This window comes from Streptosporangium sp. NPDC049376 (assembly GCF_044466505.1).
Lineage (GTDB): Bacteria > Actinomycetota > Actinomycetes > Streptosporangiales > Streptosporangiaceae > Streptosporangium.
This window is the reverse complement of sequence record NZ_JBITMT010000007.1, coordinates 205,967-229,632: the sequence shown is the minus strand read 5'-3', so window position 1 is coordinate 229,632 and position 23,666 is coordinate 205,967. Positions and strand designations below refer to the sequence as shown.

Annotated in this window: 26 protein-coding genes and 1 riboswitch; of the genes, 13 read left to right on the top strand and 13 right to left on the bottom strand. The window is 71.4% G+C overall.

Annotated elements, in window-relative coordinates; all coding sequences use genetic code 11:
• Positions 1-10: 10 nt before the first annotated feature.
• The gene (locus tag ACIBVQ_RS20530) at positions 11-439 is read right to left on the bottom strand and encodes an OsmC family protein (protein WP_352011314.1); all 429 of its coding nucleotides are present in this window, start codon (positions 437-439) and stop codon (positions 11-13) included.
• A gap of 199 nt (positions 440-638) precedes the next feature.
• On the opposite strand from ACIBVQ_RS20530, the gene ACIBVQ_RS20525 reads away from it, so the two are divergent.
• Both ACIBVQ_RS20525 and ACIBVQ_RS20520 read left to right on the top strand, forming a co-directional pair.
• Positions 639-1,169 (top strand): sigma-70 family RNA polymerase sigma factor, encoded by a 531-nt coding sequence (locus tag ACIBVQ_RS20525; protein ID WP_362775535.1) that lies wholly within the window; start codon positions 639-641, stop codon positions 1,167-1,169.
• Positions 1,166-2,284, top strand: a complete 1,119-nt coding sequence (locus ACIBVQ_RS20520) for a hypothetical protein (RefSeq protein WP_399179160.1) — start codon at positions 1,166-1,168, stop codon at positions 2,282-2,284. The genes ACIBVQ_RS20525 and ACIBVQ_RS20520 overlap by 4 nt, the downstream gene beginning before the upstream one ends.
• Positions 2,285-2,341: 57 nt before the next feature.
• Here the strand turns inward: ACIBVQ_RS20520 and ACIBVQ_RS20515 are convergent, their stop codons facing one another.
• Positions 2,342-2,893: a hypothetical protein gene (locus tag ACIBVQ_RS20515; protein ID WP_352011317.1), complete on the bottom strand. Its 552-nt coding sequence runs from the start codon at positions 2,891-2,893 to the stop codon at positions 2,342-2,344.
• 197 nt (positions 2,894-3,090) lie between these two features.
• On the opposite strand from ACIBVQ_RS20515, the gene ACIBVQ_RS20510 reads away from it, so the two are divergent.
• Entirely contained in the window at positions 3,091-3,690 is a 600-nt protein-coding gene (locus ACIBVQ_RS20510; RefSeq protein ID WP_352011318.1) for a hypothetical protein, read from the top strand.
• Here ACIBVQ_RS20510 and ACIBVQ_RS20505 read toward each other — a convergent pair.
• Together ACIBVQ_RS20505 and ACIBVQ_RS20500 are read right to left on the bottom strand one after the other, a co-directional pair.
• Positions 3,683-5,311 carry an isovaleryl-CoA dehydrogenase gene (locus ACIBVQ_RS20505; protein ID WP_399179158.1) on the bottom strand — a complete coding sequence of 543 codons (1,629 nt, stop codon included), beginning with the start codon at positions 5,309-5,311 and terminating at the stop codon, positions 3,683-3,685. The genes ACIBVQ_RS20510 and ACIBVQ_RS20505 overlap by 8 nt on opposite strands.
• Positions 5,312-5,315: 4 nt before the next feature.
• The gene (locus ACIBVQ_RS20500; protein ID WP_399179156.1) at positions 5,316-6,764 is read right to left on the bottom strand and encodes an ankyrin repeat domain-containing protein; all 1,449 of its coding nucleotides are present in this window, start codon (positions 6,762-6,764) and stop codon (positions 5,316-5,318) included.
• A gap of 96 nt (positions 6,765-6,860) precedes the next feature.
• On the opposite strand from ACIBVQ_RS20500, the gene ACIBVQ_RS20495 reads away from it, so the two are divergent.
• The 3 genes from ACIBVQ_RS20495 (at position 6,861) to ACIBVQ_RS20485 (ending at position 9,003) form a co-directional block, all read left to right on the top strand.
• Complete coding sequence (locus ACIBVQ_RS20495; RefSeq protein ID WP_386190539.1) at positions 6,861-7,577, top strand: DUF1707 domain-containing protein; 717 nt, start codon at positions 6,861-6,863, stop codon at positions 7,575-7,577.
• 92 nt (positions 7,578-7,669) lie between these two features.
• Positions 7,670-8,173, top strand: coding sequence for a SigE family RNA polymerase sigma factor (locus ACIBVQ_RS20490; RefSeq protein WP_399179154.1), 504 nt, complete (start codon positions 7,670-7,672; stop codon positions 8,171-8,173).
• Complete coding sequence (locus ACIBVQ_RS20485; RefSeq protein WP_399179152.1) at positions 8,170-9,003, top strand: hypothetical protein; 834 nt, start codon at positions 8,170-8,172, stop codon at positions 9,001-9,003. The genes ACIBVQ_RS20490 and ACIBVQ_RS20485 overlap by 4 nt, the downstream gene beginning before the upstream one ends.
• Here ACIBVQ_RS20485 and ACIBVQ_RS20480 read toward each other — a convergent pair.
• From ACIBVQ_RS20480 to ACIBVQ_RS20460, 5 genes are all read right to left on the bottom strand, one after another.
• Entirely contained in the window at positions 8,989-9,759 is a 771-nt protein-coding gene (locus ACIBVQ_RS20480) for a sirohydrochlorin chelatase (protein WP_352011324.1), read from the bottom strand. The two genes, ACIBVQ_RS20485 and ACIBVQ_RS20480, sit on opposite strands and share 15 nt — an antisense overlap.
• Entirely contained in the window at positions 9,756-10,484 is a 729-nt protein-coding gene (locus ACIBVQ_RS20475; protein WP_352011325.1) for a phosphoadenylyl-sulfate reductase, read from the bottom strand. The genes ACIBVQ_RS20480 and ACIBVQ_RS20475 overlap by 4 nt, the downstream gene beginning before the upstream one ends.
• A complete protein-coding gene (locus ACIBVQ_RS20470) occupies positions 10,481-10,624 on the bottom strand; it encodes an Insertion element protein (RefSeq protein WP_184616917.1) in 144 nt (47 codons plus the stop codon). The genes ACIBVQ_RS20475 and ACIBVQ_RS20470 overlap by 4 nt, the downstream gene beginning before the upstream one ends.
• A gap of 28 nt (positions 10,625-10,652) precedes the next feature.
• Positions 10,653-12,335, bottom strand: a complete 1,683-nt coding sequence (locus ACIBVQ_RS20465; RefSeq protein ID WP_399179149.1) for a nitrite/sulfite reductase — start codon at positions 12,333-12,335, stop codon at positions 10,653-10,655.
• A gap of 363 nt (positions 12,336-12,698) precedes the next feature.
• Complete coding sequence (locus ACIBVQ_RS20460; RefSeq protein ID WP_352011327.1) at positions 12,699-12,845, bottom strand: hypothetical protein; 147 nt, start codon at positions 12,843-12,845, stop codon at positions 12,699-12,701.
• A gap of 129 nt (positions 12,846-12,974) precedes the next feature.
• Between ACIBVQ_RS20460 and ACIBVQ_RS20455 the strand changes: the two genes are divergently transcribed.
• The 6 genes from ACIBVQ_RS20455 (at position 12,975) to ACIBVQ_RS20430 (ending at position 18,072) form a co-directional block, all read left to right on the top strand.
• A complete protein-coding gene (locus ACIBVQ_RS20455; protein ID WP_352011328.1) occupies positions 12,975-13,373 on the top strand; it encodes a YccF domain-containing protein in 399 nt (132 codons plus the stop codon).
• A gap of 79 nt (positions 13,374-13,452) precedes the next feature.
• Positions 13,453-14,418 (top strand): YihY/virulence factor BrkB family protein, encoded by a 966-nt coding sequence (locus ACIBVQ_RS20450; RefSeq protein ID WP_352011329.1) that lies wholly within the window; start codon positions 13,453-13,455, stop codon positions 14,416-14,418.
• A gap of 18 nt (positions 14,419-14,436) precedes the next feature.
• Positions 14,437-14,517: riboswitch (ZMP/ZTP riboswitch) on the top strand.
• 33 nt (positions 14,518-14,550) lie between these two features.
• Complete coding sequence (gene glyA / locus ACIBVQ_RS20445) at positions 14,551-15,807, top strand: serine hydroxymethyltransferase (RefSeq protein ID WP_352011330.1); 1,257 nt, start codon at positions 14,551-14,553, stop codon at positions 15,805-15,807.
• 301 nt (positions 15,808-16,108) lie between these two features.
• Positions 16,109-17,227: a ribosome small subunit-dependent GTPase A gene (gene rsgA / locus ACIBVQ_RS20440; RefSeq protein ID WP_352011331.1), complete on the top strand. Its 1,119-nt coding sequence runs from the start codon at positions 16,109-16,111 to the stop codon at positions 17,225-17,227.
• Between the two features lie 179 nt (positions 17,228-17,406).
• Positions 17,407-17,775, top strand: coding sequence for a hypothetical protein (locus ACIBVQ_RS20435; protein ID WP_399179145.1), 369 nt, complete (start codon positions 17,407-17,409; stop codon positions 17,773-17,775).
• 51 nt (positions 17,776-17,826) lie between these two features.
• On the top strand, positions 17,827-18,072 hold the full coding sequence (locus ACIBVQ_RS20430; RefSeq protein ID WP_352011333.1) for a hypothetical protein: 246 nt from the start codon (positions 17,827-17,829) through the stop codon (positions 18,070-18,072).
• A gap of 97 nt (positions 18,073-18,169) precedes the next feature.
• Here the strand turns inward: ACIBVQ_RS20430 and ACIBVQ_RS20425 are convergent, their stop codons facing one another.
• The 4 genes from ACIBVQ_RS20425 to ACIBVQ_RS20410 all read right to left on the bottom strand — a co-directional run bounded on the left by ACIBVQ_RS20425 (position 18,170) and on the right by ACIBVQ_RS20410 (position 21,994).
• On the bottom strand, positions 18,170-18,484 hold the full coding sequence (locus ACIBVQ_RS20425; RefSeq protein ID WP_012893126.1) for a WhiB family transcriptional regulator: 315 nt from the start codon (positions 18,482-18,484) through the stop codon (positions 18,170-18,172).
• A 103-nt stretch (positions 18,485-18,587) separates the two neighbouring features.
• Complete coding sequence (locus ACIBVQ_RS20420; protein WP_399179143.1) at positions 18,588-19,502, bottom strand: sucrase ferredoxin; 915 nt, start codon at positions 19,500-19,502, stop codon at positions 18,588-18,590.
• A 426-nt stretch (positions 19,503-19,928) separates the two neighbouring features.
• Complete coding sequence (locus ACIBVQ_RS20415) at positions 19,929-21,422, bottom strand: glycerol-3-phosphate dehydrogenase/oxidase (protein ID WP_399179141.1); 1,494 nt, start codon at positions 21,420-21,422, stop codon at positions 19,929-19,931.
• Complete coding sequence (locus ACIBVQ_RS20410; RefSeq protein ID WP_352011336.1) at positions 21,419-21,994, bottom strand: TetR/AcrR family transcriptional regulator; 576 nt, start codon at positions 21,992-21,994, stop codon at positions 21,419-21,421. Before ACIBVQ_RS20410 ends, ACIBVQ_RS20415 begins: the two co-directional genes overlap by 4 nt.
• Positions 21,995-22,040: 46 nt before the next feature.
• Between ACIBVQ_RS20410 and ACIBVQ_RS20405 the strand changes: the two genes are divergently transcribed.
• Positions 22,041-23,615: an FAD-binding oxidoreductase gene (locus tag ACIBVQ_RS20405; RefSeq protein ID WP_399179282.1), complete on the top strand. Its 1,575-nt coding sequence runs from the start codon at positions 22,041-22,043 to the stop codon at positions 23,613-23,615.
• Positions 23,616-23,666 lie beyond the last annotated feature (51 nt).

Genomic DNA, 23,666 nt, shown 5'->3' with positions numbered 1-23,666 from the left:
ACACGCTCGATCAGCCGACCAGTTCGGCGTTGAGGCTGATCGTGGTGCCGGAGAGGGCCTTGCTCACCGGGCAGTTGGCCTTGGCCGTCTCGGCGGCCTTCTGGAACTCCTCCGCGGACAGGCCCTCGACCTGGCCGCGGACGGAGATGACGATCCCCGTGATGCCCTCGCCCGGCTGGAAGGTCACCTCGGCCTTGGTCTCCAGGGACTGCGGCGGGGTGCCCGCCTGGGCCAGGCCGTGGGACAGGGCCATCGAGAAGCAGGAGGAGTGCGCCGCCGCGATGAGCTCCTCGGGCGAGGTCTTGCCGTTGGCCTGCTCGGCCCTGGAGGGCCAGGACACGTCGAAGGTGCCCACCTTGGACGAGTCCAGCGAGACGGTGCCCGATCCGTCGAGGAGCGAGCCCTTCCACTGGGTCGTCGCGGTACGTGTCGTCGCCATGGCGATGTCCTTTCGATCACGAAGCGTTAACCAGGAACGACCCTACTCGCCGAGATCACGAGGCTTGTCCCCGGAGCCGTCCGTCGCCCCCGTTCCCGAGGCGATTCGATTACCCGGCGTTACTTTACGAATGGAATCTGTAATCGATCCCTTGGTGGTGGACGTAAGAAACATGACGCCAGGTGGGGAAGGGGCGACCGTGCCGGAGGACGAGGAGAAGTGGTTCGAGGAGATGTTCCGCGCCTTCTACGAGCCCGTCTGGGCCTACGCGGCGCGCCGGGTCGGCTTCACCGGGGCCGACGACGTCGCCTCGTGCACCTTCCAGACGGCCTGGCGCAAGAGGAACAGGATTCCCAGGGACGACGACCGCGCCGTCGTCGCCTGGCTGTACCGCGTCGCCTGGGGGCACGTGCGCAACGCCACCCGCGGAGAGGGGCGCAGACAGCGCCTCATGGCGCTGCTGAGACAGCTGCCACCGGAGCTGTCCGGTGACGGGACACACGACGAGGAAGAGGTCAGGACCGCGATGGAGACGGCCATGGCGCGCCTGCGCCCCAAGGACGGAGAGGTCCTCCGCCTGCACTACTGGGAGGACCTCGCGATCGATGAGATCGGCGGGGTTCTCGGTCTGACGCCGAACGCGGTCAGGGTACGGCTGTGCCGGGCCCGCATGAGGCTGGCGGACCTGCTGCGGGGCATGTGCCTGTGGTGCGAGGAGGCAGGCCGGTGAGGGCGCGGGGACGAGACCGGTTCCGCGAGCTCATGGTCCGCTGCAACCCCGTGCCCCCGCACGAGGCGCGGCGGAGGATGGGCGACGGGCAGGAGGAGGTCCTACGGCGGATCATGAGCGAGAGCACCCCCCGGCGGGCGCGGGGCAGGGGGTCGGTCCTGGTGGTGGCCCTGCTGGCGACCGCCGTCGCGGTGGCGGTCCTGCCGAGGGTCGTGCAGCGGGGACAGCCGGGAGACCGGCAGGGGGCGGGGGAGGGCCCGCCGCCGGGCGCCGCCGCCTCGCGCACCGGCCCGCCCATCACCGCGGACCTGGCACGGATCGTTCACCTGTCGGCGGTCGAGCCGCTGCGCGGCCATCCGCTCCCGATGTCGTCCTTCCCCCGGGCCTCGGCAGGACTGCTCGGCCTGGCCCGGCTCGCCGGTTCCCGCCCGGGCAGACAGGAGGGGCCGTGGAGCTACGTCGAGACCGAGGAGTGGCTGCTGGCCACCAGCGTCACCCGGGACGGCACGACCTCGCGGATGACACCGTGGGTCGTCAGCCGCTGGACGCCGCAGGACGATCGGGGCACCTACCACAGGACGCGCAGGCACGGAAGGCCGTTCGGGAGCGGCGGCTGGGCCGGTATCACGCCAGGGGCCGACCAGGCGACGGCCACCGAGGGCGGTGAGAACGGTGAGACCGGCGCCGCGGCGGACCTCGGCCCCAGGGCGGCCGCTCTGTCGCGCTCCGAGGAGGAGCTGCGCGACCAGCTGCTCGACGGGGAGCCGCAGGCGGGCATGACGCGCACGCACCGCCTGGTCAGGGCCGTCGAGGACCTGCACTCTCACGACGTGGTCGAGCCCGACCTCCGCGCGGCTCTGTGGCGGACGCTCGCCGCCCAGGACGACCTGCGGGACATCGGGCAGGTCAGGGACCGCAACGGCAGGCCAGGGCGGGCCTTCGGGTTCGAGGACGGGCCGCTGCTCGGGGTGTTCGTCGTCAGCTCGGCGACCGGGGGGCTGCTGGCGACCGAGCTGATCAGGCTCAGAGGCCCGGGGGAACCGCGCCCGGCCGTCGAGGAGTACCGGACCTACCTCACCGCCCGGTGGGTCGCCGGTCCCGGCCTGACCTCATGACCGGCGGCGGCGCCGTACGGTGCGATCCCGCCCAAACCGTACGGCGCCGTCGCCCTCTCATCGGCCGGGGCACTCACGCAGGCTGGGATGGGCGTTGACCCAGCGCCGGTCGGCGACACCCCGGAGATTGCCGTATCCCGACCCGCCGGGGAAACAGGTCCCCTCCTCGTCCCGGTTCCTCTTGACGAGGAAGACGAAGGGGCGGTCGTTCCTGAGGGACATGAAGAGGCCGATCCCGTCGATCCTCCTCGTGCCCGGCACCTTGATGGCCTGCCGTGATCCCTCGTAGGCCCTGCGGTCGTAGAGGCAGACCGCGTTGCCGGGAACGCCGTCCTCGTCGCAGTCGTGCTCGGCGCCACGCCTGGCCGGGCCGCACGACGGGGGCCGGAAGGTGATCACCTCGGCGCCGTCGTCGTAGGAGACCGTGTCCGGCGGGACGAAACGCCCGTCGGGTGCCTTCGCGAGCTGTTCGGCCACCGCCCGCGCGACGTCGGCCTGGCACGGGGAGGGACGTTCGACGGAGGGCGGCACCGGCGTGGCCGGGGGACCGGTGAGCAGGCAGGAAAGCGCGCCGCACACCGCTCCCAGGGCTTTCAGGCTGGTCGTCATGTTCGATCCTTTTGGTGGGGGTGAAACCGGCCGTCTTCCGAGGGCGGGGACGGGCCGGAAACGACGCGTCCGCCGGGGAGGGGCCGCTCTCGCGCCCTCGCGGATCAATGAATATCCGGCCGCCGCTCGTAATGAACTCCGCTGCGACGGACGTTTACCACCGGAGAGCAATTCTTTGTCAGGACGGAGCGCTTCGGATGAGGACCCCCGGACCGGCCCGCACGGGCCACCGCGATCCGCTGCCGAGGGACGGCAGCCGGGACTGCGGCGTGCTGGAACGGGTGATCCACCGGCGTTGGACGGGGACACCGCGCAGGGAGCTCGTCGCCGCGATCGACGAACTGGCGAGCTTGCCGGTCCACCTGGCGACCCGGCTGTCCGAGGACCTCGACGGGATCTGGCTCGGCGCCGACCTGCTGCCCGAGCCACCGGAGCCGGACGACTCCTGCGACGCGCGGGTCGCCGCGGAGTCGGCGGGCATCCACATGGGGCGCACGATCGTCGTCACCGGAGGGGCGCACTCGTCGGGCTCGCTGGTCCACCACATGATCGGTCACGCCCTGTGCCAGATGGACGAGATGGACCAGACCCCTGAGTGGCGCCGGATCATGCGCTTCTGCCGCCCCCTGCTGGTTCTCGACCGCTACCGCGACTGCCCGGCCGAGTGGTGGGCGGAGAGCTACGCGCTGTGCGCCGCCAACCGGCTCGACCGGCTGACCAGACTGCTCGCCGACGACGTCCAGAGCGCGGCGGCCGTCGCCGCCTACCACCAGAGACGCCAGGGATGGGTCAGATGACGGCCCGGCCGATCACGGCCTCCAGGTCGAGGCCGGGCGGCAGGGTGCCGAAGGCACGGCCCCCCTCACCGGCCAGCCGGGAGGCGCAGAAGGCGTCGGCGACGGCCGCGGGCGCCAGCCGTACGAGCAGGGAACCCTGCAGGACCAGGGCCATGTCCTCGGCGATCCGGCGGGCGTTCGCCTCGGCGGCGGCGAGATCGCCGAGCGCGCCCAGCAGGGCACGCAGCCGTACGACCGCCGCGTCGAGACGCCGGTCGGCCCCCCTGGCGAGCGCGACCTCCGCGAGGAACGCCTCGACGGCCTCCGGCTCACGCCCCAGAGCACGCAGCACGTCCAGCGCCGCGACGTTTCCCGAGCCCTCCCAGATGCCGTTGAGCGGTGACTCGCGCAGCAGCCTGGGCATCTGGGAGTCCTCGACGTAGCCGTTGCCGCCCAGGCACTCCATCGCCTCGGCCGCGTGGGCGGGGGCGCGCTTGCACACCCAGTACTTCGCGACCGCCAGCGCGGTACGGCGCAGCGCCGCCTCGGACCGGTCCCCGGCGACGGCCCGGTCGGTGGCCCCGGCGAGCCGGGTCATCAACGTGGTCGCCGCCTCCGACTCCAGGACGAGATCGGCCAGGACGTTGCGCATCAGCGGCTGGTCGGCCAGCCTCCTGCCGAAGGCGGCGCGGTGCGTGGCGTGGTGGACGGCCCTGACCGCGCCGTACCTCATCCCGGCGGCCGAGCCGATCACGCAGTCGAGCCGGGTCATGTTCACCATCTCCAGGATGGTCCGCACGCCCCGGCCCTCCTCACCGACCGGCCAGGCGAACGCCCCCTCGTACTCCACCTCGGCGCTGGCGTTCGACCGGTTGCCCAGCTTGTCCTTCAACCGCACCAGGCGCATGGCGTTGCGGGTGCCGTCCGGCAGGACGCGGGGCAGCAGGAAGCACGACAGGCCTCCCGGCGCCTGGGCGAGCACCAGGAACGCGTCGCACATCGGGGCGGAGTTGAACCACTTGTGGCCGGTCAGCGCGTAGCCGCCGCCGGCGAGGGGCTCGGCCCTCGTGGTGCCCGCACGAACGTCTGAGCCGCCCTGCTTCTCGGTCATCGCCATCCCGGCGAGCACCCCGCGCTTGCCCAGCGGCGGCCGGAGCCCGAAGTCGTAGCTCCTGGACGTCAGCAGCGGCTCCCATTCGGCGGCGAGGGCGGGGGCGTGACGCAGCGCGGCGACCGAGGCGTAGGTCATCGAGATCGGGCAGCCGTGCCCCGCCTCGACCTGGCTCCAGAGGTAGAACCCGGCCGCGCGGGCCACGTGCGCGCCGGGCCTGGCATCGGCCCAGGGCGCGGCGTGCAGCCCCTCGCCGACCGCGACGGCCATCAGCTCGTGCCAGGCGGGATGGAACTCGACCTCGTCGATCCGGTGGCCACGGGCGTCGTGGGTGCGCAGGACCGGCGGATGCTCGTTGGCCAGGCGCCCCCACTCGGCGGCCCGCGCTGAGCCCGCGAGCACGCCCAGCGCCCGCACCTCCCCAGTGGCCCAGCCCGCCCCCTCACGCTCGACGCCGGCCAGGAGGGCGGCGTCGTCGGACACGTCGTGCCCGACGAGCGGCGGAACCTGGTTGAAGACGTCGTGGGTCATCCAGTCAGGCCTCCTTGACCAGGTCGCGCAGGTAGTCGTCGTCCTCGTCGCTCTCGGCGAGGACCCGCTCGACCCCCTGCTTGGCCCGCGGGTCGCCGCGCACCAGCAGGCCGCGCGTCGCCTCGGCCACCGTGCCCAGCTCCTCGTCGCCGAGTCGCGCCGCCAGCGCGTCACGGATCGGCTCGCCGTCCTCGGACAGCCCGGCCAGGCCCATGGTCGCCCACTCGCGCACCTCCTCGTCGGGGTCCTCGCTCATCGAGATGAGCAGCGCGAGCCCCTCGGCGTGGCCGGGCGGCAGCACGGCGGCCAGCGCGGCCGGGTCGGCCTGGGTGCGGGTCCAGCCCGGGGCGGTGACGATCTCCAGCACCTCGGGCAGGGAGCGGGGGTCGGCGTGGTGGCCGAGCGCGCCGAGCACCGAGCGCAGCACCCGCTCGTCGCCCTCGGTGGCCGCCATCCGCCGCAGGATCGGCAGGGTCCGGTCGAGGAAGGGCCGCTCGTCGTCGGTGAAGCCGAACTCGGCGAGCACGTCGACGCCGAACTCCCGCCTGCGCGGGTCCTCACTGACGCACAACCGCGCCGCGGCCTCGAACGTCTCCTCGTCCGCGCGCTTGCTCAGCGCGCCCGCGATCGTCCACCAGGTCTCCGCCTCCTCGTCGACGTCCCGGTACGGCAGCGCCCGCTCGACCAGCGTCTCGACGCCGGGAAGCTGACCGGTCGCCTCCTCCAGGAGGGTCGCGACGGCCGCGTGGCCGCGCTGGCAGCGCAGCTCGGCCAGCCGTTCCCCGTCCTGGCTCACGGCGGCGACGGTCACCAGGTCGGTGCCGTCGGAGGCCCGGCTGCGGCCGACGACGAACTGGGAGTCCTCGGGGACCTGCTCGGTGAGCTGTTCGAGCAGCGCGCTCTCCAGCTGGGTGCCCAGCCAGTCGTAGGCGATGGCCAGCGGGGCGTCGCCCTCGCCGTCGGGCCTGTCGGCCTCGGCCCCGCGCTCCAGGAGCACCCGCGTCGCGCCGAGCGCCCCGCGCCTGGCGGCCAGGGTGAGCGCGGTCTCGCCGCTCTCGTTGGCCTCCTCCGGGTCGGCCCCGGCGTCCAGCAGCGCCGTGAGGGCCTCCTCCCGGCCGTTCGAGGCGGCCCAGAGCAGCGCGGTCCAGCCGTCCTCCTCCCTGGCCGAGGGGTCGGCCCCGGCGCGGAGCAGCGCCTCCACGGTCTCGACACGGCCCAGGGCGGCGGCCGCGCACAGGGGCAGGCCCTCCTCCTCGCCGCCGCTGATCCTGCCCGGGTCGGCCCCGTGCGCCAGCAACGCCTCGACGATCGCCGTCCTGCCACCCGCGGCGGCGGCGTACAGCGCCGTGCTGTGCCCGGCCGCCTCGGGGTCGGCGCCGAGGCCGTCCCGGAGCAGGCGCTCGACGCGCTCGACGTCACCGCGGGCGACCGCCTCAAGAAGTTCTTCGTACATGAGGGGACCCTAACCTGTTCCCGCCCTCCTCAGGGGCGGTCATGTCCTCCTCAGGGAGGAGCTGTTGACCGGACAACTCGCGATATGTTGTGAGTTATGAGCGATCCCGGTGCGATGCGAATCTCGGACGCCGAGCGGGAGGCCACCGTCGAGTGGCTGCGTGTCGCCTCCGTCGAGGGGCGGCTGACGCTCGGGGAGCTGACCGAGCGCACCGAGGCGGCCTACACCGCCGTCACCCAGGCCGAGCTGGCCGTCATCACCTCGGACCTGCCCGGCACAGGACGCTCAGCCCCGGCTCCCGCCCCCGCCTACGAGCCGCAGGGGCGGCCCCCGGGAAGGGCGCGGAAGTGGTTCGTCGCGGTGATGAGCGAGTCGAAGCGCCGCGGCAAGTGGCGCATCGACCAGGGGCTCGGCGCGGTCGCCGTGATGGGCGGGGTCGTCCTCGACCTGCGCGAGGCCGAGGTTCGCACCGACGTGGTCGACATCGTCGTCACCGCGGTCATGGGCGAGGTGAAGATCATCGTGCCGGACGGCGTGGACGTCGAGCTGGACGGCATCGCGATCATGGGGGAGAAGAAGGTCAAGGTCAACGAGGCGCCGCCCGGCGTGAACGCGCCGCTGATCCGGGTCAAGGCGTACGTGCTCATGGGCGAACTCAAGGTGATCGGCGACTCCAGGACCAAGCCCCTGAAGAAGCAGTGGGCCGCCTGGCGGGAGCAGTGGCGGGAAATGCGCGGAGAGCTCACGGGGGAACAGCACGGTCCCGGCTCACACGGCCGGCACGGCTCCGACCGCCGCGACGACCGGCGCTAGCCTCCCTCTGCCGTCCCGTACGGCCGTGCAACGTTCCCGGGGGTCCGGACGGTAGTGATCGGTGAACATCACCGATCAGTGAGGACCATCGGATGCGAGACCGGGCCGACTTCGAAGGCTACGTCGCGCAACGCTCGGCCCGTCTGCTGCGCACCGCCTATCTGCTCTGCCGCGACTGGGGGCAGGCGGAGGACCTGACGCAGACGGCGCTGGCCAAGGCGTGGCTCGCCTGGCGCAGGGTGCGCGACGACCCCGACCCGTATGTGTACCGGATCCTGGCCAACACCCACGCGAGCTGGTGGCGCAGGAGATGGCGGTCAGAGATCCCGACAGGGAGCCTGCCGGAGAACCTCCTGGAGGACCCCTCGGACGGATTCGGCGTCCGCGAGGAACTCCGTACGGCACTGGCCGCCCTGCCCGCCAAGCAGCGGGCGGTGCTGGTGCTGCGTTACTACGCGGACCTGCCGGACGGGCAGATCGCCGAGATCCTCGGCTGCTCGGCGGTCACCGTACGCAGCCAGGCCGCCAGGGCGCTGGCCAAGCTGCGCGTCGATCCCGCGGCCAGGGCCGCGGCCACCCTCGGGGAGCTGACATGACGAACATCGAATCCGAGCTGCGCGACCTGCTGCGACAGGACGCCGAGCGGTGGGAGGGCGCCGGGGGCGGCGTCACCGTCGCCCGGGTCCACGAGCGCGTCCGCGGGATCAGACGGCGCAGGATCGGCCTGCTCGGCGGTGCCGCCGGGGTGGGGCTCGCCGTCGCCGCCACCCTGATCCTGCCGGCCACCGGGGCCCCGGAGAGCACGGACGACACCTGGAACGGCGTCATGTCCGCGGCCTCCTCACCCGGCTACGGCGTCGCCTCCAGAAGCAAGGTCGTCCTCGACAAGCGGTTCACCAAGATGGGCGAGCGCGTCGCCTTCGACATCCCCAGAAAGACGGACCGGGGCAACGCGACGGCGATGATCTCCTGCCCGCGCGGGGCGGAACTGCTCTACTGGGAGGACGGCGTCTACCGCAACGCCCTGTCATGCGCCGAATGGCTGCCCGGCACCGACAAGAAGTTCAGAGACGGCGTCAACCTGACCGTGCGACGGGGCTCGCGCTTCGAGGTCGCCGTGCTCCCGGCGGGTTCCGTCGCCCGGCTGGGCAGGACACTCGTCACCGGGGAGGACGCGCGCCGGGTGCTCGACCTCGCGGACGGGGGGCGGGCCGACATGCGGTTCAGGGTCACCGACACGTGGATCGAACCCTGCGAGAACGGACCCGACTGCACCTTCGTGGACGGGAACACCCCTGAGCCCACGATGACCGTGACCGTCACTCCCAGCCCTCCCAAGCCCTCGCCTTCGCCCTCCGTCACCATCACGATCACCATCACCCCCGTCCATCCCACCACCGGTGGAACGGGGTCAGGCGGTGGCTGAGCGCTCCAGCCCGCCCAGGGCCTGCTCGTAACGTTCGATTAACACGGTGGCCAGCTCGGGGGCGGCGCCGAGGACGTCCGCGACGACCTCGGCGCCCACGGCCGTCGTGTCACGGCGGATCTTGTCGGCGAAGTGGCCGGGGGCCAGCAGGTAGGGGGCCACGACCACCCGAGGGGCCCCCGCGCGCAGCAGCCGTAGGACCTCCTCCTGCGGCGTCGGCTCCGCGGCCGTGGCGTAGGCTGCGGTCACCGACCACCAGCCCCGGCGCCGTCCCCACTGGGCGGCCACCCCGGCGACCGTCGCGTTGGCGCTGCGGCTGCTCGACCCGGCCGAGACCAGCACGACCGCGGTCGAGGGGTCCCCCGCCTCGACCCCCGCCTCGGCCAGACGCCGCTCAAGGGCGGTGACCAGCAGCGGGTGCGGGCCGAGCGTCGCGCCCCTGTGCACACGCAGCCTGGGGTTACGGGCCGTGGCCTCGGCCAGCGCGCCGGGGATGTCGACCCGGCTGTGGTAGGCCTCGGTGAGCAGCAGCGGCAGCACCGCCGCCTCGCCCAGCCCCGAGAGCGCCATGGCGAGCGTCGGCGGGGCGTGGTCGAGGTAGGCGGTGCGCACCGGGATCTCGGGACGGGCGCGCCGTACGAGGTCGAGAAGTTCCTCGACCGTCGCGGCGGCGCGCGGGTCGCGGGACCCGTGCGCCACCGCGATCAGGGGCGGTGCCGACGTCACGCCACGCGGGCGCCACGTCACGGACGTCATAGATGCAGCCCGCATTCCGTCTTGCCCATCCCCGCCCAGCGGCCGCTGCGCGGGTCCTCGCCGGGCGCCACCTGACGGGTGCAGGGCGCGCAGCCGATCGAGGGGTAGTTGTCGTAGTGCAGCGGGTTGATCAGCACGCCGTTGTCGGCCATGTAGTTGTCGACGTCCTCCTGCGTCCAGCGGGCGATCGGGTTGATCTTCACCATCTGGCGCTTGGCGTCCCACTCGACGACCTTGACCCCGGCGCGGGTGCTGGCCTCGTCACGGCGGATGCCGGAGATCCAGGCGAGGTACGGCTCAAGGGCGCGGTTGAGCGGCTCGACCTTGCGCAGGTAGCAGCACAGGTCGGGATTGCGCCCGAACAGGCGGGGACCGAGGTCGCGCTCCTGCTCGGCCACCGTTCTGGACGGCTTGACGTCGATCACGTTCACGTCGTAGACCTGCCGCACCGCGTCACGGGTGCCGATCGTCTCGGCGAAGTGGTAACCGGTGTCGATGAACAGCACGTCGATCCCGGGCTTGACCCGGCTCACCAGGTCGATCAGCAGGGCGTCACTCATGGAGGAGGTGAGGCACAGCCGGTCGCCGAAGGTGGCCGCCGCCCAGCGGATGATCTCAAGCGCGGAGGCGTCCTCAAGGAAACGGGCCGCCGACTCGACGATGTCCTGCAGGTCCAGCGTGCCGCGCTGCTGCCGTAATCCGACTTCGATGTCCACCAGGCTCATGACCGCACTCCGATTCCGAGAAACTTCAGCTTGAAGGCGCGGGCGCACGAACGGCAGTACCAGCCGCCGTCGCCCTCGTAGGGTTCGAGGTCCTCTTCGCCGCAGTAGGGGCAGTGGAAGGGGACGGCCCGCTCGCTCATCTTTGGCCCTCCCCGTACGGCAGGCCGGTCACTTGAGGTCCGCCTCGTCGGCCCGCTGGACCCACTCGGAGAAGGTCTCGCCCTCGTTTCGCTGCTTGTCGAAGTTGCGCACCACGCGCTCGACGTAGTCGGGAAGCTCCGTGGCCGTCGTCTTCAGGCCGCGGACCTTGCGGCCGAAGCCCGAGCTGACGCCCAGCGAGCCGCCCAGGTGGATCTGGTAGCCCTCGACCTGCTCGCCCTCGTCGTTGACGACGAGCTGGCCCTTGAGGCCGATGTCGGCGACCTGGACGCGCGCGCAGGAGTTCGGGCAGCCGTTGAGATTGATCGTCAGCGGCTGCTTGAAGTCGGGAAGGCGCCTTTCGAGCTCGTCGATCAGGTTGGCGCCCGCGCCCTTGGTCTCGACGATCGCCAGCTTGCAGAACTCGATGCCCGTGCACGCCATGGTCTGGCGGCGGAAGGTGGAGGGGTTGACCCGCAGGTCGTTCGCCTCCAGCTCGGCCACGATGCTGTCGACCTGGTCGGGGGCGACGTCGAGGATGACCATCTTCTGCTCGGCCGTGGTGTGCACCCGGCCCGAGCCGTGCCGCTCGGCGATGTCGGCGATCAGGTGCAGCGTGTCACCGCTGAGACGGCCGACCTTGGGGGCGAAGCCGACGTAGAAGTTGCCGTCCTTCTGCGGGAAGACGCCCACGTGGTCCCTGCGCCCGTTGCGGGGCGGCTCGGGCGCGGGGCCGTCGGGAAGCGCGTGGCCGAGGTACTCGGTCTCCAGGACCTGCCGGAACTTCTCCGTGCCCCAGTCGCTGACCAGGAACTTCAGCCGCGCCCTGTGCCGCAGGCGACGGTAGCCGTAGTCACGGAAGATGCCGATCACGCCGGCCCAGACCGCGCTGGCCTGCTCGGGGGTGACGAAGACGCCCAGGCGCTTGGCCAGCATCGGGTTGGTCGACAGGCCGCCGCCGACCCACAGGTCGTAGCCCGCCTCACCCTTGTCGTTGACCACGCCGACGAAGGCCACGTCGTTGATCTCGTGCACCGTGCAGTGCGCCGGGCAGCCGCTCACCGCGGTCTTGAACTTGCGGGGCAGGTTGGAGTAGGCGGGGTCGCCGATGTACTTGTCGCGGATCTCCAGGACCGTCGGGGTGCCGTCCAGGACCTCCTCGGTGTCGATCCCGGCCAGCGGGCAGCCCAGGAAGGCGCGCGGGGTGTCGCCACAGGCCTCGGTCGTGGACAGGCCGACGGCTTCCAGGCGCTCCCAGATGTCGGGGACGGACTCGATCTCGATCCAGTGGAGCTGGATGTTCTGCCGGTCGGTGACGTCCGCGGTGCCCCGGCCGTAGAGGTTGGCGATGTCGGCGATGGTGCGCAGCTGCGCCAGGCTGAGCCTGCCGCCGTCGATCCGGACCCGCATCATGAAGTAGCGGTCGTCGAGCTCCTCCGGCTCCAGGATCGCGGTCTTGCCGCCGTCGATCCCGGGCCTGCGCTGGGTGTAGATCCCGTACCAGCGCATCCGGCCCCGCAGGTCTGCCGGGTCGATGGAGTCGAAGCCCTGCTTGGAGTAGATGTCGATGATGCGCTGGCGGACGTTGAGCCCGTCGTCGTTCTTCTTGAGCTCTTCGTTCTTGTTGAGCGGTTCGCGGTAACCGAGAGCCCACTGACCTTCGCCTCGCGGGCGCTTGTGGTGGCGGTTAGCCGGCCTGGCCGGGGTCGTCATGTGCGCGTCCTTTGTAAATCGGTGGAGTGATTTCCGGACACGCGCAGACGTTGCCGCCGCCTCTTCGTTGAGTGCGGGGGAGTGGCGCTCACAGAGCGATGACGTCTGTCACGCGCCCGAGCTGGATGAAATCAGCGGAGGGCGACGGTCAACGGACGTCACGACAGATGGCGCTGCGGACACGAAGCAGGTCGACGTGGCGTCGCACGACGAGCAATGGGTCCGCTGGCATGTCCATGACGATACCTTGGCGGCCCGAGATGTCCAATGCGGGGTCCGGAATCTGGACTTTCCGCATCCTTCCCTGGCGCCGTCCGCCCAGCCCTGGCGCGGCCGGGTCCACCGGGCGGGAACGGCCGGAGATCACCCCTGTCTCAGCCAGTTCGTCGCGGGCTCCGCGGGAGGTTCCTCCTCCCGGTCCCGGCGGGTCTCCGGCTGGTGCTGGCAGTCGCACCACGAGCCACCCCTGCACTCGCCGTGCCTGCGTTCCTTGCAGCTCGCGCAGATCACCCCTCCATTGTGCGGCGGCGTGGGGCGTACCCCGTGGAGCGGCACTCCGTCCGGATCAGGGGCTTTCCAGGGTTTCGCCAGGGCTGTGCCCGATGGAGTTGTCTGTCCGCTCATTGAGATGATCGGAACATGCGCACGTTGTTGAACGTCATCTGGCTGGTGTTCGCGGGGATCTGGCTGGCCCTCGGTTATGTCGTCGCGGGCGTCATCTGCTGTGTCCTGATCATCACGATCCCGTTCGGCATCGCCTCCTTCAGGATCGCCGCCTACGCGTTGTGGCCCTTCGGGCGGACCGTGGTGCGCGACCCCGAGGCGGGTTGCCTGTCGACCGTCGGGAACGTCATCTGGTGCGTCGTCGCCGGGATCTGGCTGGCCATCGGCCATGTGCTCACCTCGATCCCGCTGTTCCTGTCGATCGTCGGCATTCCGCTGGCCGTCGCGAACATCAAGCTGATCCCCGTCTCCCTGCTGCCGCTGGGCGCCCGGATCGTCGACGTGGACGACGCGGAGGCGTTTTACCGCAGGTGACGACGCGACCGACCCGAGACTCGATCGTTTGCCGCGTGAGCTCGTGATCACAGGGGCGCTGCGCATACCGTGGTGTGCCATGACCTCCACCGACGCGCCGGCGCGCAGGCGAGGGCCACGCAGGCGTGAGCCGGGCGCGGCCAGGGCACGGCTGCGCGCGGGCCTGTCCTGGGTGCGGGGAACGGACGCCTGGGCCCTGGCGCGGGCGACCACCGGCGCGGGCGTCGCCTACCGTGTCACCGGGCTGGCGGGGGAGGCCGCCTTCTTCGCCCTGCTGTCGCTGCCGCCGTTCATGCTCGGCCTGATCGGCGTGCTCGGCCGGTTCACCCGTGTCTTCGGCCCCGAGACGGTCAAGGACGTCAGCGACTGGATCGAGACGCAGGCGCATCTGCTGTTCACCGACAACGCCGTCGACAAGGTCGTCTCCCCGCTCATCGACGACGTGCTGAAACCGGAGAACCAGGTCTCCCTCATCTCCCTGGGTTTCCTGCTGGCCCTGTGGTCGGGCTCCCGGGCGCTGTTCGTCTACGTGGACCTGATCTCCCTGGCGTACGGCCTCGGGGAGGAACGCGGCATCATCCGCACCCGCCTGATGTCCTTCGGGCTCTACCTGGCGGGCCTGCTGATCGGGCTGCTGGTCATGCCGGTCCTCGTCCTCGGCCCGGTCGCGCTGCGCAGCGCGCTGCCCCCCGACTACGCGGGCCTGGTCACCGGTCTGTACTGGCCGGTCGTCGTCGCGGGCTCGGTGTTCTTCCTCACCCTCCTGTACCACGTGAGCGTCCCGGTGCGCACCCGCTGGTGGCGGGAGACACCGGGGGCCGTGCTCGCGCTGATCATCTGGATCGCCTGCGCCGCCGTGCTGCGCGCGGTGCTGGCCGCCTGGTTCTCCCCCGTCTCCATCTACGGCTCCCTCGCCGCCCCCATCGCGGTCCTGCTGTGGTTGTACATCACCGCCCTGGCCGTGCTCATCGGCGCGACGCTCAACGCGGAGGTCGACAGGCTCTGGCCGGTCGACGGCGCGGGCCGCGCAGCGCGTGCGGGGTGAGCACGAAGGGTCCGCTATCGTCTAAAGCGCGACTGGCGCATTGGGTGGGAGCGACCACCGGGGAGCGAAAAGCGGAGGCCGTACGCCTGGGTCTTCGCAGGTTGTCAACGATGACAGGGGAGTGAAGGCGCCATGGGTTCTCTATCCGACGTCGATCCGCAGATCGCCGAGCTCATCAAGGCCGAGGAGCGCCGCCAGGCCGACACGGTGAAGCTGATCGCCTCGGAGAACTACGTCTCCAAGGCGGTCCTTGAGGCCACCGGCACCGTCCTCACCAACAAGTACTCCGAGGGGTACGCGGGCAAGCGCTACTACGAGGGCCAGCAGGTCATCGACCAGATCGAGACCCTTGCCGTCGACCGCGCCAAGTCCCTGTTCGGTGTGGAGCACGCCAACGTCCAGCCCTACTCGGGCTCGCCCGCCAACCTCGCCATCTACCTGGCCTTCCTGCAGCCCGGCGACACCGTCATGGGCATGGGCCTGCCGTTCGGCGGCCACCTGACCCACGGCTGGTCGGTCTCGGCGACCGGCAAGTGGTTCAACCCGGTCCGCTACGGCGTCCGCAAGGACACCGGCCGCGTGGACATGGACGAGGTCCGTGAGATCGCCCTCCGCGAGCGCCCCAAGCTGATCTTCTGCGGCGGCACCGCCATCCCGCGCACCATCGACTTCCCCGCCTTCGCGGAGATCGCCCGTGAGGTCGGCGCCGTGCTGGCCGCCGACATCGCCCACATCGCGGGCCTGGTCGCCGGTGGCGCCCACCCGTCGCCGGTCGGCCACGCCGACGTCATCTCGACCACGACCCACAAGACCCTGCGCGGTCCCCGTGGTGCGATGCTCATGGCCAGTTCCGACGAGCACGCCACCGCGCTCAACAAGGCCGTCTTCCCCGGCCTGCAGGGCGGTCCGCACAACCACACCACCGCGGCCATCGCGGTCGCGCTGAAGGAGGCGGCGACCGACGACTTCAAGGACTACGCGCGTCAGGTCGTCCTGAACGCCCAGGCGCTGGCCGAGGAGCTCAAGAGCCGCGGCTTCGACCTGGTGTCCGGCGGCACGGACAACCACCTCATCCTGTTCGACCTGACCCCCAAGGGCATCGGTGGCAAGCCCGCCGCGCAGGCCCTGGACAAGGCCGGGCTTGAGACCAACTACAACACCGTGCCCTTCGACACGCGCAAGCCCTTCGACCCGTCCGGCATCCGCATCGGCACCGCGGGCGTGACCAGCCGCGGCATGGGCGTCACCGAGATGCGGCAGATCGGCGCCTGGATCGACCAGGTGGTCAGCGCCCTGGCCAAGGACGAGGACGAGGCAAAGCACGTCATCACCCGGGTGCACGGCGAGGTCCGTGAGCTGACGAGCCACTTCCCGGCTCCCGGCCTGTAACCCGCACGAGAGAAAGCCCCGGAGCCCGTGGTTCCGGGGCTTTCGCACGCCGTACGGCCCTGCTTCCCCGGCTCGCCGGAAAAAAGGTTTGCGCGTGATGGGGGAGTTCGCGCTAATGTTCTGCGGGTGGGCGTTGTCGCGCCCGTGGGCGACGCCACCGCCGCGAGCGGTGGCCGAGAGATGAGGAGGTGAGGACATGCGGGTCTTCTTCCTTGGCATGCCTTCAGCCGTCCTCCGGGTGCCCGTCTAGCCGACTTCCTTCACCGGGCACCCGACCTTCCTCGAAAAGGGTGTACCCACGTTGTCAGCTTCACGTTTTCCCGTCTCCTCCGACCTGTCCTCGCTCGGCTGGGACGACTCCCACGCCACCTCGCTGCCCGACGGGCTGATTCCCGCCAGGGTCGCGCGCGTCGACCGGGGGGCCGCCGAGATCCTGTGCGCCGAAGGCCACTTCCAGGCTCACTACGGCGCCGCCGTACGGCGGGCCGCAGCGGCCGACCCCGTCGCCCTGCCCTGTGTCGGGGACTGGGCCGGGCTCAGGAAACTCGCCGAGGGCCGTTACGAGCTTGAGGCACTGCTGCCCCGCCGCACGGCGTTCGTGCGCGGCGGTGTCGCCAGGCTCTCGCGCGGCGGCCTGTCGGGCGACTCCAGGGGGCAGGTGCTCGCGGCCAACGTCGACGTCGTCTTCGTCGCCGAACCCGCCCTGCACGCCACGGACACCGCCGACCTCGGCCGGATCGAGCGGCTGCTCGCCCTGGCCTGGGAGAGTGGCGCCCAGCCCGTCGTGCTCGTCACCAAGTCCGACCTCGCGGGGGCGAGCCTGGCCTTCCTGATGGAGGAGGTCGCCGCGGCGGCGCCCGGCGTCGAGGCGCACGCGATCTCCTCCCTCACCGGAGAAGGGGTGGACATCGTGCGCGGGCACCTGGGCGGGACGCGCACCGCCGTCGTGCTCGGTGCCTCGGGCGCGGGCAAGTCCACCCTGGTCAACGCGCTGGCCGGGGCGGAGGTCATGGAGACCCAGCAGGTCAGGGCCGCCGACGGCAGGGGCCGTCACACCACGGTCCACCGCGAGCTCATCCCGTTGCGCGACGGCGGGCTCATCATCGACACCCCCGGTATCCGCCGTATAGGCCTGTACGACATGGGGGAGGGCGTCGACATGGTCTTCTCCGACATCGAGGAACTGGCCGAGCGGTGCCGCTTCGCCGACTGCGGGCACGACAGCGAGCCGGGCTGCGCGGTGATCGCCGCCATCGAGGACGGCACGCTTCCCGAGCGGCGGCTGGAGAGCTGGAACAAGCTCCAGCGCGAGGCCCTGTGGATGGCGTCGCGGACCGACGCGCGCCTTCGCAAGGAGATGCAGAACCGGTGGAAGACCATCCACAAGGAGATGCGTAAGCCGGGGCGCAGCCGTCCCTGATGCCCCGAGCCGCCACAGGCCGTGGAGAACGGGAAAGATCCGGGGCGGGAGATTCCGCCCCGGGTCCGGCACGGCGCCGTGTGTTTCAGCGGACCGGGGGAGGGTCGCGTTCCTCCGGGCGCCATGCCGGTCACCATGAGTCGTGTTTCGTTGACCCAGAGTAGGCAAACCTTGTAGGTGTGATCGCCGGTTCGTGTTCGGGAGCGCCCTCGCGGCGCCGCTGGACGGTGCCGTGGGTCCTGCTCGCCGTCTGCCTCGGGCTCTGTCTCGGCTGGCAGCCGGGTGGACTGGTGGGCCTGGTGGCCGAACGCCAGTGCGTCGAACGGGTGGAGGAGGCCCCGCACCCGGTCGACGAGACGCCCGTCTCACCCCTGGCGCACGACGCCGGGCGGGGACGTGAATCGCACCAGCCCGCACCGCGCCCCGCCGGGGACGCGCGGGCGCCGCAGGGGCGGGGGCCGGAGCGGAGCGGGAACAGGGAGGACCTTCCCGCCGCCCTGCCCACCGGAGCCGGCAGGCTGATCATGATCGGTGTGTCTCGCATATAGGCCGACGTCCTGCCCACAGGCCGGTACGGAATCCATGCGAGAAGAGAGCACATGCGAGAGATCGACACTGTCGCCGAGGCCTGGGACTTCCAGTGCCTGCGCTGCCAGCACGTCTGGGGAGACCTCTACGAGACCTGCCACGCCGACGACGGGCGTCCGGTGGTGTGGCGCAGGAGGGGGATCGTCACCACTCCGCCGTGGGTCGACCAGAGTTGCCCCGAATGCTCGGCGTCCCACGTCAAACCGCTGCCCTCGCGCGGGCACCGGGACACACCGAAGATTCCACCGCGGAACTGACCGCCCGCACGTATCCATCCCTTACACGACAACGTGTGATCTCGCAGGGGAATCAGCGAGATCACACGTCAGGGGGAAGCCGGGTGGAGGTACTTGCTCAGGCGACGGCGCTGATGCCGGCGCTGGCGGCGCGGCGCATGCGACGGCGACGCTCGGAGGCGCGCTCGTCCTCGTTCAGACCGCCCCAGGTGCCGTACTTCTCCGGACGGGACAGCGCGTAGTCCAGGCACTCCGCGCGGACCGGGCACTGGGCGCAGATCGCCTTGGCCTTCCGCTCGCGGATGTCACGCTCAGGCTGACGCTCCCCGTCAGGACCGAAGAAGAGCACGAGGTCCTCACCCCGGCACGCGGCGTCATCCTGCCAGCCCCAGCTGGGCCGGGGCCGGGCGGTCTGCCGACGTACCTGAGACATGAGAAAACCACCTTTTAGTGAGAGGTATTTCGGGTTGATGCCGCATTGGACGTTTCCGGCGTCCTTGGGTCCAACGCCTGGATAGGCCGTGATGTTCCCCAGGTCAGGTCAGGGCGGGCGTGGCGTACCGCACAGGGGTGAGCCTGTCCAGCGCGACCAGCCGATAGGTAGTGATCTTCTCGGCGCAAGCCGTACCACATGGCGTCGTCAACGTCATGGGTTCAACCACTACCCGAAAACGAACGCCACTACCGCGCACAAATGCCTCGGTGGTGGCGCCGTCCGACCTGGAGGACTCCACGGCCACTCCGCCAACCGAGAGCTCGCCCGTGTGGGCGCGGACGAAATGCTCGGCGGCCTGCAGTGGCTCAGGGATGCCTGAACGTCCCCGGAAACGGTCGAGAGTGATCTCGCCGGACCGGTACGCATCGGCTGCCGCGATCGCAGCAGCCTGAGACATGCTGCCGTAGTAGAGGCCGTGTGGCAAGCACACAAGGTTGGCGGCGTAGCGATCGCCGCCAACATGTGATGTTTCCCATACTCTGTCCGGCAAAACCTTCGCCAGGGAACGAGCTAGGGGAAGTCCAATGCGGGCGCAGCACGCGTTGCGTTTGGCATGCGTGCAGACCAGAAAAACCGGCTCACTCACAAGTATGCAGGACTCCGGGACCACTCCGGCCATCAAGGCGTCCATGTCAAGATCGTCTGGACCTGCGACGACGCCCTCGGCGAGCCAGGGCTCGGCGGCGGTCGAGTCGGCGACCATGACGTGGATGCCGCCTGTCACGGGTCTGCGGCGTCCGGGACGGCGGATGAGCTGGGGCCGGACACCGGCGGCGACGGCCCTGTCGACGAGGGCGCGCACTCCGGAGGGCAGGCGGCATTCCTCCAGGTGGGAGGCCCAGGGGCCGGGGTGCTCGACCAGCAGCCAGAAGCGGGCCCCGACGGTGGCGCTCGCCAGAACGGGCAGGTCGCCGGTATGGCAGCCCTCGGGATGCGCGCAACCCCTGAGTGTCATATCCGGAACGCTCCCCCCGGTGACGTCTTCCCAATGCATACTTAGGTAAGACTAACCTAAGAGTGTTGCGAACGTGACGGAGGAGGAGCGGGGCGATCCCTGGGTGAATCGGACGTTCACTAAATCCTGCGGTGTCCCGCTGTCAATGGAACCGCCGAATAAAGCCGTTCCCCCGTGCGGGCACCCACACCCCTGCTTCAATGGGCGCTGTCAACGGGCTCACACCGGCGGGCGGTCGTCCGCCGTCCCGAGCCGGCGGTCATGGGGTGGTGGTGGGCCACCGCTCCAGGTCCGCCGGGAGGGGCCCGGTGCCCTGAACCTCCCCCAGCCTCTTCTCTGTTCTTCCGTGATCTTTTCCGTGTTCTTTTCCGTGATCCCAGGTGACCCCCGCATGGGCGCACGGAAGTCGTCATACGGCGCCGCCGTTCAGCGGTCGAGCGCCGCCCGCGCCGCGGGCAGGGCCACGGCCCTGTCCTCGGCGACCAGCCCGATACGGGTACGGCGGTCGAGCAGGTCGTCGACGTCGAGGGCGCCTTCGTGCCTGACGGCCCAGACCAGCTCGGCCCGGGTCACCCCGGTCGGCAGCGGTTCGGCCAGTGCCGGGTCCTCCCGTGTCAGTGCCTGTACCGCCGCCGCCTCACTCCCGTAACGCTCGGCCAGACGTCCGGGTGTCCCGCTTCCCCCGGTCGCGCCGACCAGGGGCAGGCGGGCCGTACGGCTGCCGCCCGCCGGCAGGCCGCGCAGCCGTACCACCAGGTCGACCGCGTCCTGCGCCATCCGCCGGTAGGTGGTCAGCTTTCCCCCGGCGACCGTCACGACCCCGTCGCGGGAGACCGAGAGCGCGTGCCTCCTCGACAGGTCCGCGGTGCGTCCCTCGGCGTCGAGCAGCGGGCGCAGCCCGGCGTAGACCCCGGCCACCTCCCGCCTGCCGACCGCCGTTCCGAGCACCGAGTTGAGCACGCCGAGCAGGAACGTCACGTCCTCCTCCGGGACCGAGGGCACGTCCGGCACCGGGCCTTCGACCGGCTCGTCGGTGAGCCCCACGTGAACCCTGCCGTCGGCCTGGGGGAGCACCAGGACGAACCGGTTGGCCTCGCCAGGGATCGGCACGTGCAGCCCGGCGGACAGGCCCGGCAGGGTCTCGGGGCGCAGCACCAGATGGCTGCCGCGTGAGGGCCGCATCCGGACCTCGGGGACCAGCGTGCCCGCCCAGACGCCGGTCGCGTTGACGACCGCCCTGGCCCGGACCGTCAGGACCTGCCCGGTCAGCTCGTCGCGGACCAGCGCCCCGTCCCCCGTCAGTTCGAGCGCCCGGCACCGGGTCAGGATCCTGGCGCCGTGCGCGGCGGCCGTCCTGGCCAGCGCGACGACGAGTCTGGCGTCGTCGGTCAGCCGCCCGTCCCAGGACAGCAGCGCGCCGCGCAGGCCCCGGGACTCCAGGCCGGGCACCAGGCGCAGCGCCGTCCCCGCGGAAACCCTTGAGGGGCCGGGCAGCAGGCGCCTGGGCGTGCGCGCGGCGATCCGCAGCCCGTCTCCGAGCCGGTAGCCGGTCATCACCGTCGCCGCCCGGCCCCGGGAGACGGACGGGGTGAGCGGCAGCAGGTACGGCTGGGCCCGTACCAGATGGGGGGCGGTGCGGGTGAGCAGGACGTCGCGTTCGACGGCGCTCTCCCGCGCCACCCCGACCTGTCCTCTGGCCAGGTAGCGCAGGCCGCCGTGGACCATCTTCGAACTCCACCGTGAGGTGCCGGAGGCCAGGTCGCCCGCGTCGATCGCCGCGACGGACAGACCCCGCGAGGCCGCGTCGAGCGCGGCGCCCGTCCCGGTGACGCCGAGTCCGACGACCAGCACGTCGACCACGAGGCCGGGGAGTCCGGCCAGCTCGCGGGCCCGCCGCGCCGCGTTGAGGGAGGAGTTCACGGCCGCAGGTACCTCTCCAGGAGTTCGGTCAGCTCGGCGTCGAGGGCGTCCCCGGTGAGCGGGGCCAGCAGTACGGGGCCGGACAGCAGGAACGACTGGGCGGTGAGCACGACCGTCCCGGCCAGCCGCGCCGGGTCACCGGGCCGTACGGTGCCCCGCTCCTGGCCCCTGGCGACGGCCGAGCCGACCAGCGAGAGCATCACCTCGTGGCTGGCGCCCCTGCGCCACAGCAGGTACGGCAGGAGCAGTTCGGGGTCCACCTCGACGATCTTGCGCCAGAGCGGGTGGCCGCGTAGCGCGCCGACGGTCGCGACCGCGGCGGTCACCGGGTCCTCGGTGGCGAAGCGGCCCGCGACGCGCAGCCACTCGCGGGTCATCAGGTCGGCGACCAGGGCGTGCACGTCGGGCCAGCGCCGGTAGATCGTCATGCGGGACAGCCCGGCCCTGCGGGCCACGTCGGTGAGCGTGGTCCGCCTGACACCGACCGCGAGCACCACCTCCCTGGCCGCGTCGAGCACCGGGTCGGCGGGTGTTCCGCCCTCTACGGGGTCATTGTGACGAATAGACGCCATATGTCACAGTGTAGAGGTGGACACTCCCAAGAAAACAGCCGAGCCCATGCTCTGGTCCGGATGGGGCGACCCCGCCGGGGCCGTCGAGCTGCCCGAGGCCGTACGGTCGCTGCTGCGCGACCTGCTGGGGGTGCGCGCGCTGAGCACCCCCGCCGTCGGGCTCGAAGAGGTGAGGCCGCCCGAGGTCGTGCTCGCGCCGTCCGTCCTCGACGAGCTGCGCGCGGTCGTCGGCGCCGGGCACGTCCGCTCCGACGACGAGAGCCGGATCCGGCACACCCGGGGCAAGTCGACCCCCGACCTGATCCGCCTGCGCGCCGGGGACGCCTCACGGGCACCGGACGCCGTGGTGCTGCCCGGCTCCCACGACGAGGTGCTCCGGGTGCTGCGGGTGTGCTCCGGCCACCGGGTCGCGGTCGTCCCGTTCGGCGGGGGCACCTCGGTCGTCGGCGGTCTGAGCGCCGACGGGCACGGCTTCGCCGGGGTCGTCGCGCTGGACGTGGGCAGGCTCGACCGGCTCGTCTCCCTCGACACCGAGTCGATGGTCGCCGAGCTGGGGCCGGGGCTGCGGGGGGCCGAGGCCGAACGGCTCCTGGGCGAGCGCGGGCTCACCCTCGGGCACTTCCCCCAGTCGTTCGAGTACGCCACACTCGGCGGCTTCGCCGCGGCGAGGTCGAGCGGTCAGGCCTCGGCGGGCTACGGCGGGTTCGGCGACATGGTGGTCGGCATGACGGTCGCGACCCCGCGCGGCACCCTCGGCCTCGGCCGTGCGCCCAGGTCGGCGGCGGGTCCCGACCTGCGCCAGGTGATCCTCGGCTCGGAGGGCGCCTTCGGCGTGATCACCTCGCTCCGGCTCCGGGTACGGCGCTCGCCCGCGGAGCGCCACTACGAGGGATGGCGCTTCGCCTCCTTCTCCGAGGGCGCCGCGGCGCTGCGGCGGCTGGCCCAGGACGGGCCGCTGCCGACCGTGCTCAGGCTCTCCGACGAGACCGAGACGATGATCGGGCTGGCCAGGCCGGAGGAGATCGGCGAACCGGTGGCAGGGGCGGGCTGCCTGGTCGTCGCGGGTTATGAGGGCGGGCCCCTGGAGGTCGCCGAGACGCGGGAGCGGGCCGCCGCGGTGCTGTCCGAACTCGGCGGAACCTGTCTGGGAACCGAGCCGGGACAGGCGTGGGCGCGCGGCCGCTACGCGGCGCCGTACCTGCGGGACGCGTTGCTGGCGGAGGGGGCGACCGTGGAGACGCTGGAGACGGCGGGCTTCTGGGCCGTTCTGCCCCGGCTCTACGAGGCGGTGCGCGCGGCGCTGACCGCCTCACTCGGCGCGCCGCTGGTGATGTGCCACATCTCCCACGTGTACGCCACCGGGGCCTCGCTCTACTTCACGGTCGTCACGGCGCAGGAGGAGGACCCGGTGGCGCAGTGGGAACGGGCCAAACGCGTGGTGAGCGAGGTGATCGTGGCGGAGGGCGGCACGATCTCGCACCACCACGGGGTGGGACGCGACCATCGGGAGGCCTACGCGGTGGAGATCGGCGAGCTGGGCGGGGAGATCCTGCGCGGGATCAAGGAGCGGCTCGACCCGGAGGGGGTTCTCAACCCCGGGGCGCTGATCCCCAGTTTTTGATCTACAACGTAAAGGGCCGGGCCGTCGCGGTGGGCGGTTTCACCACGAAAC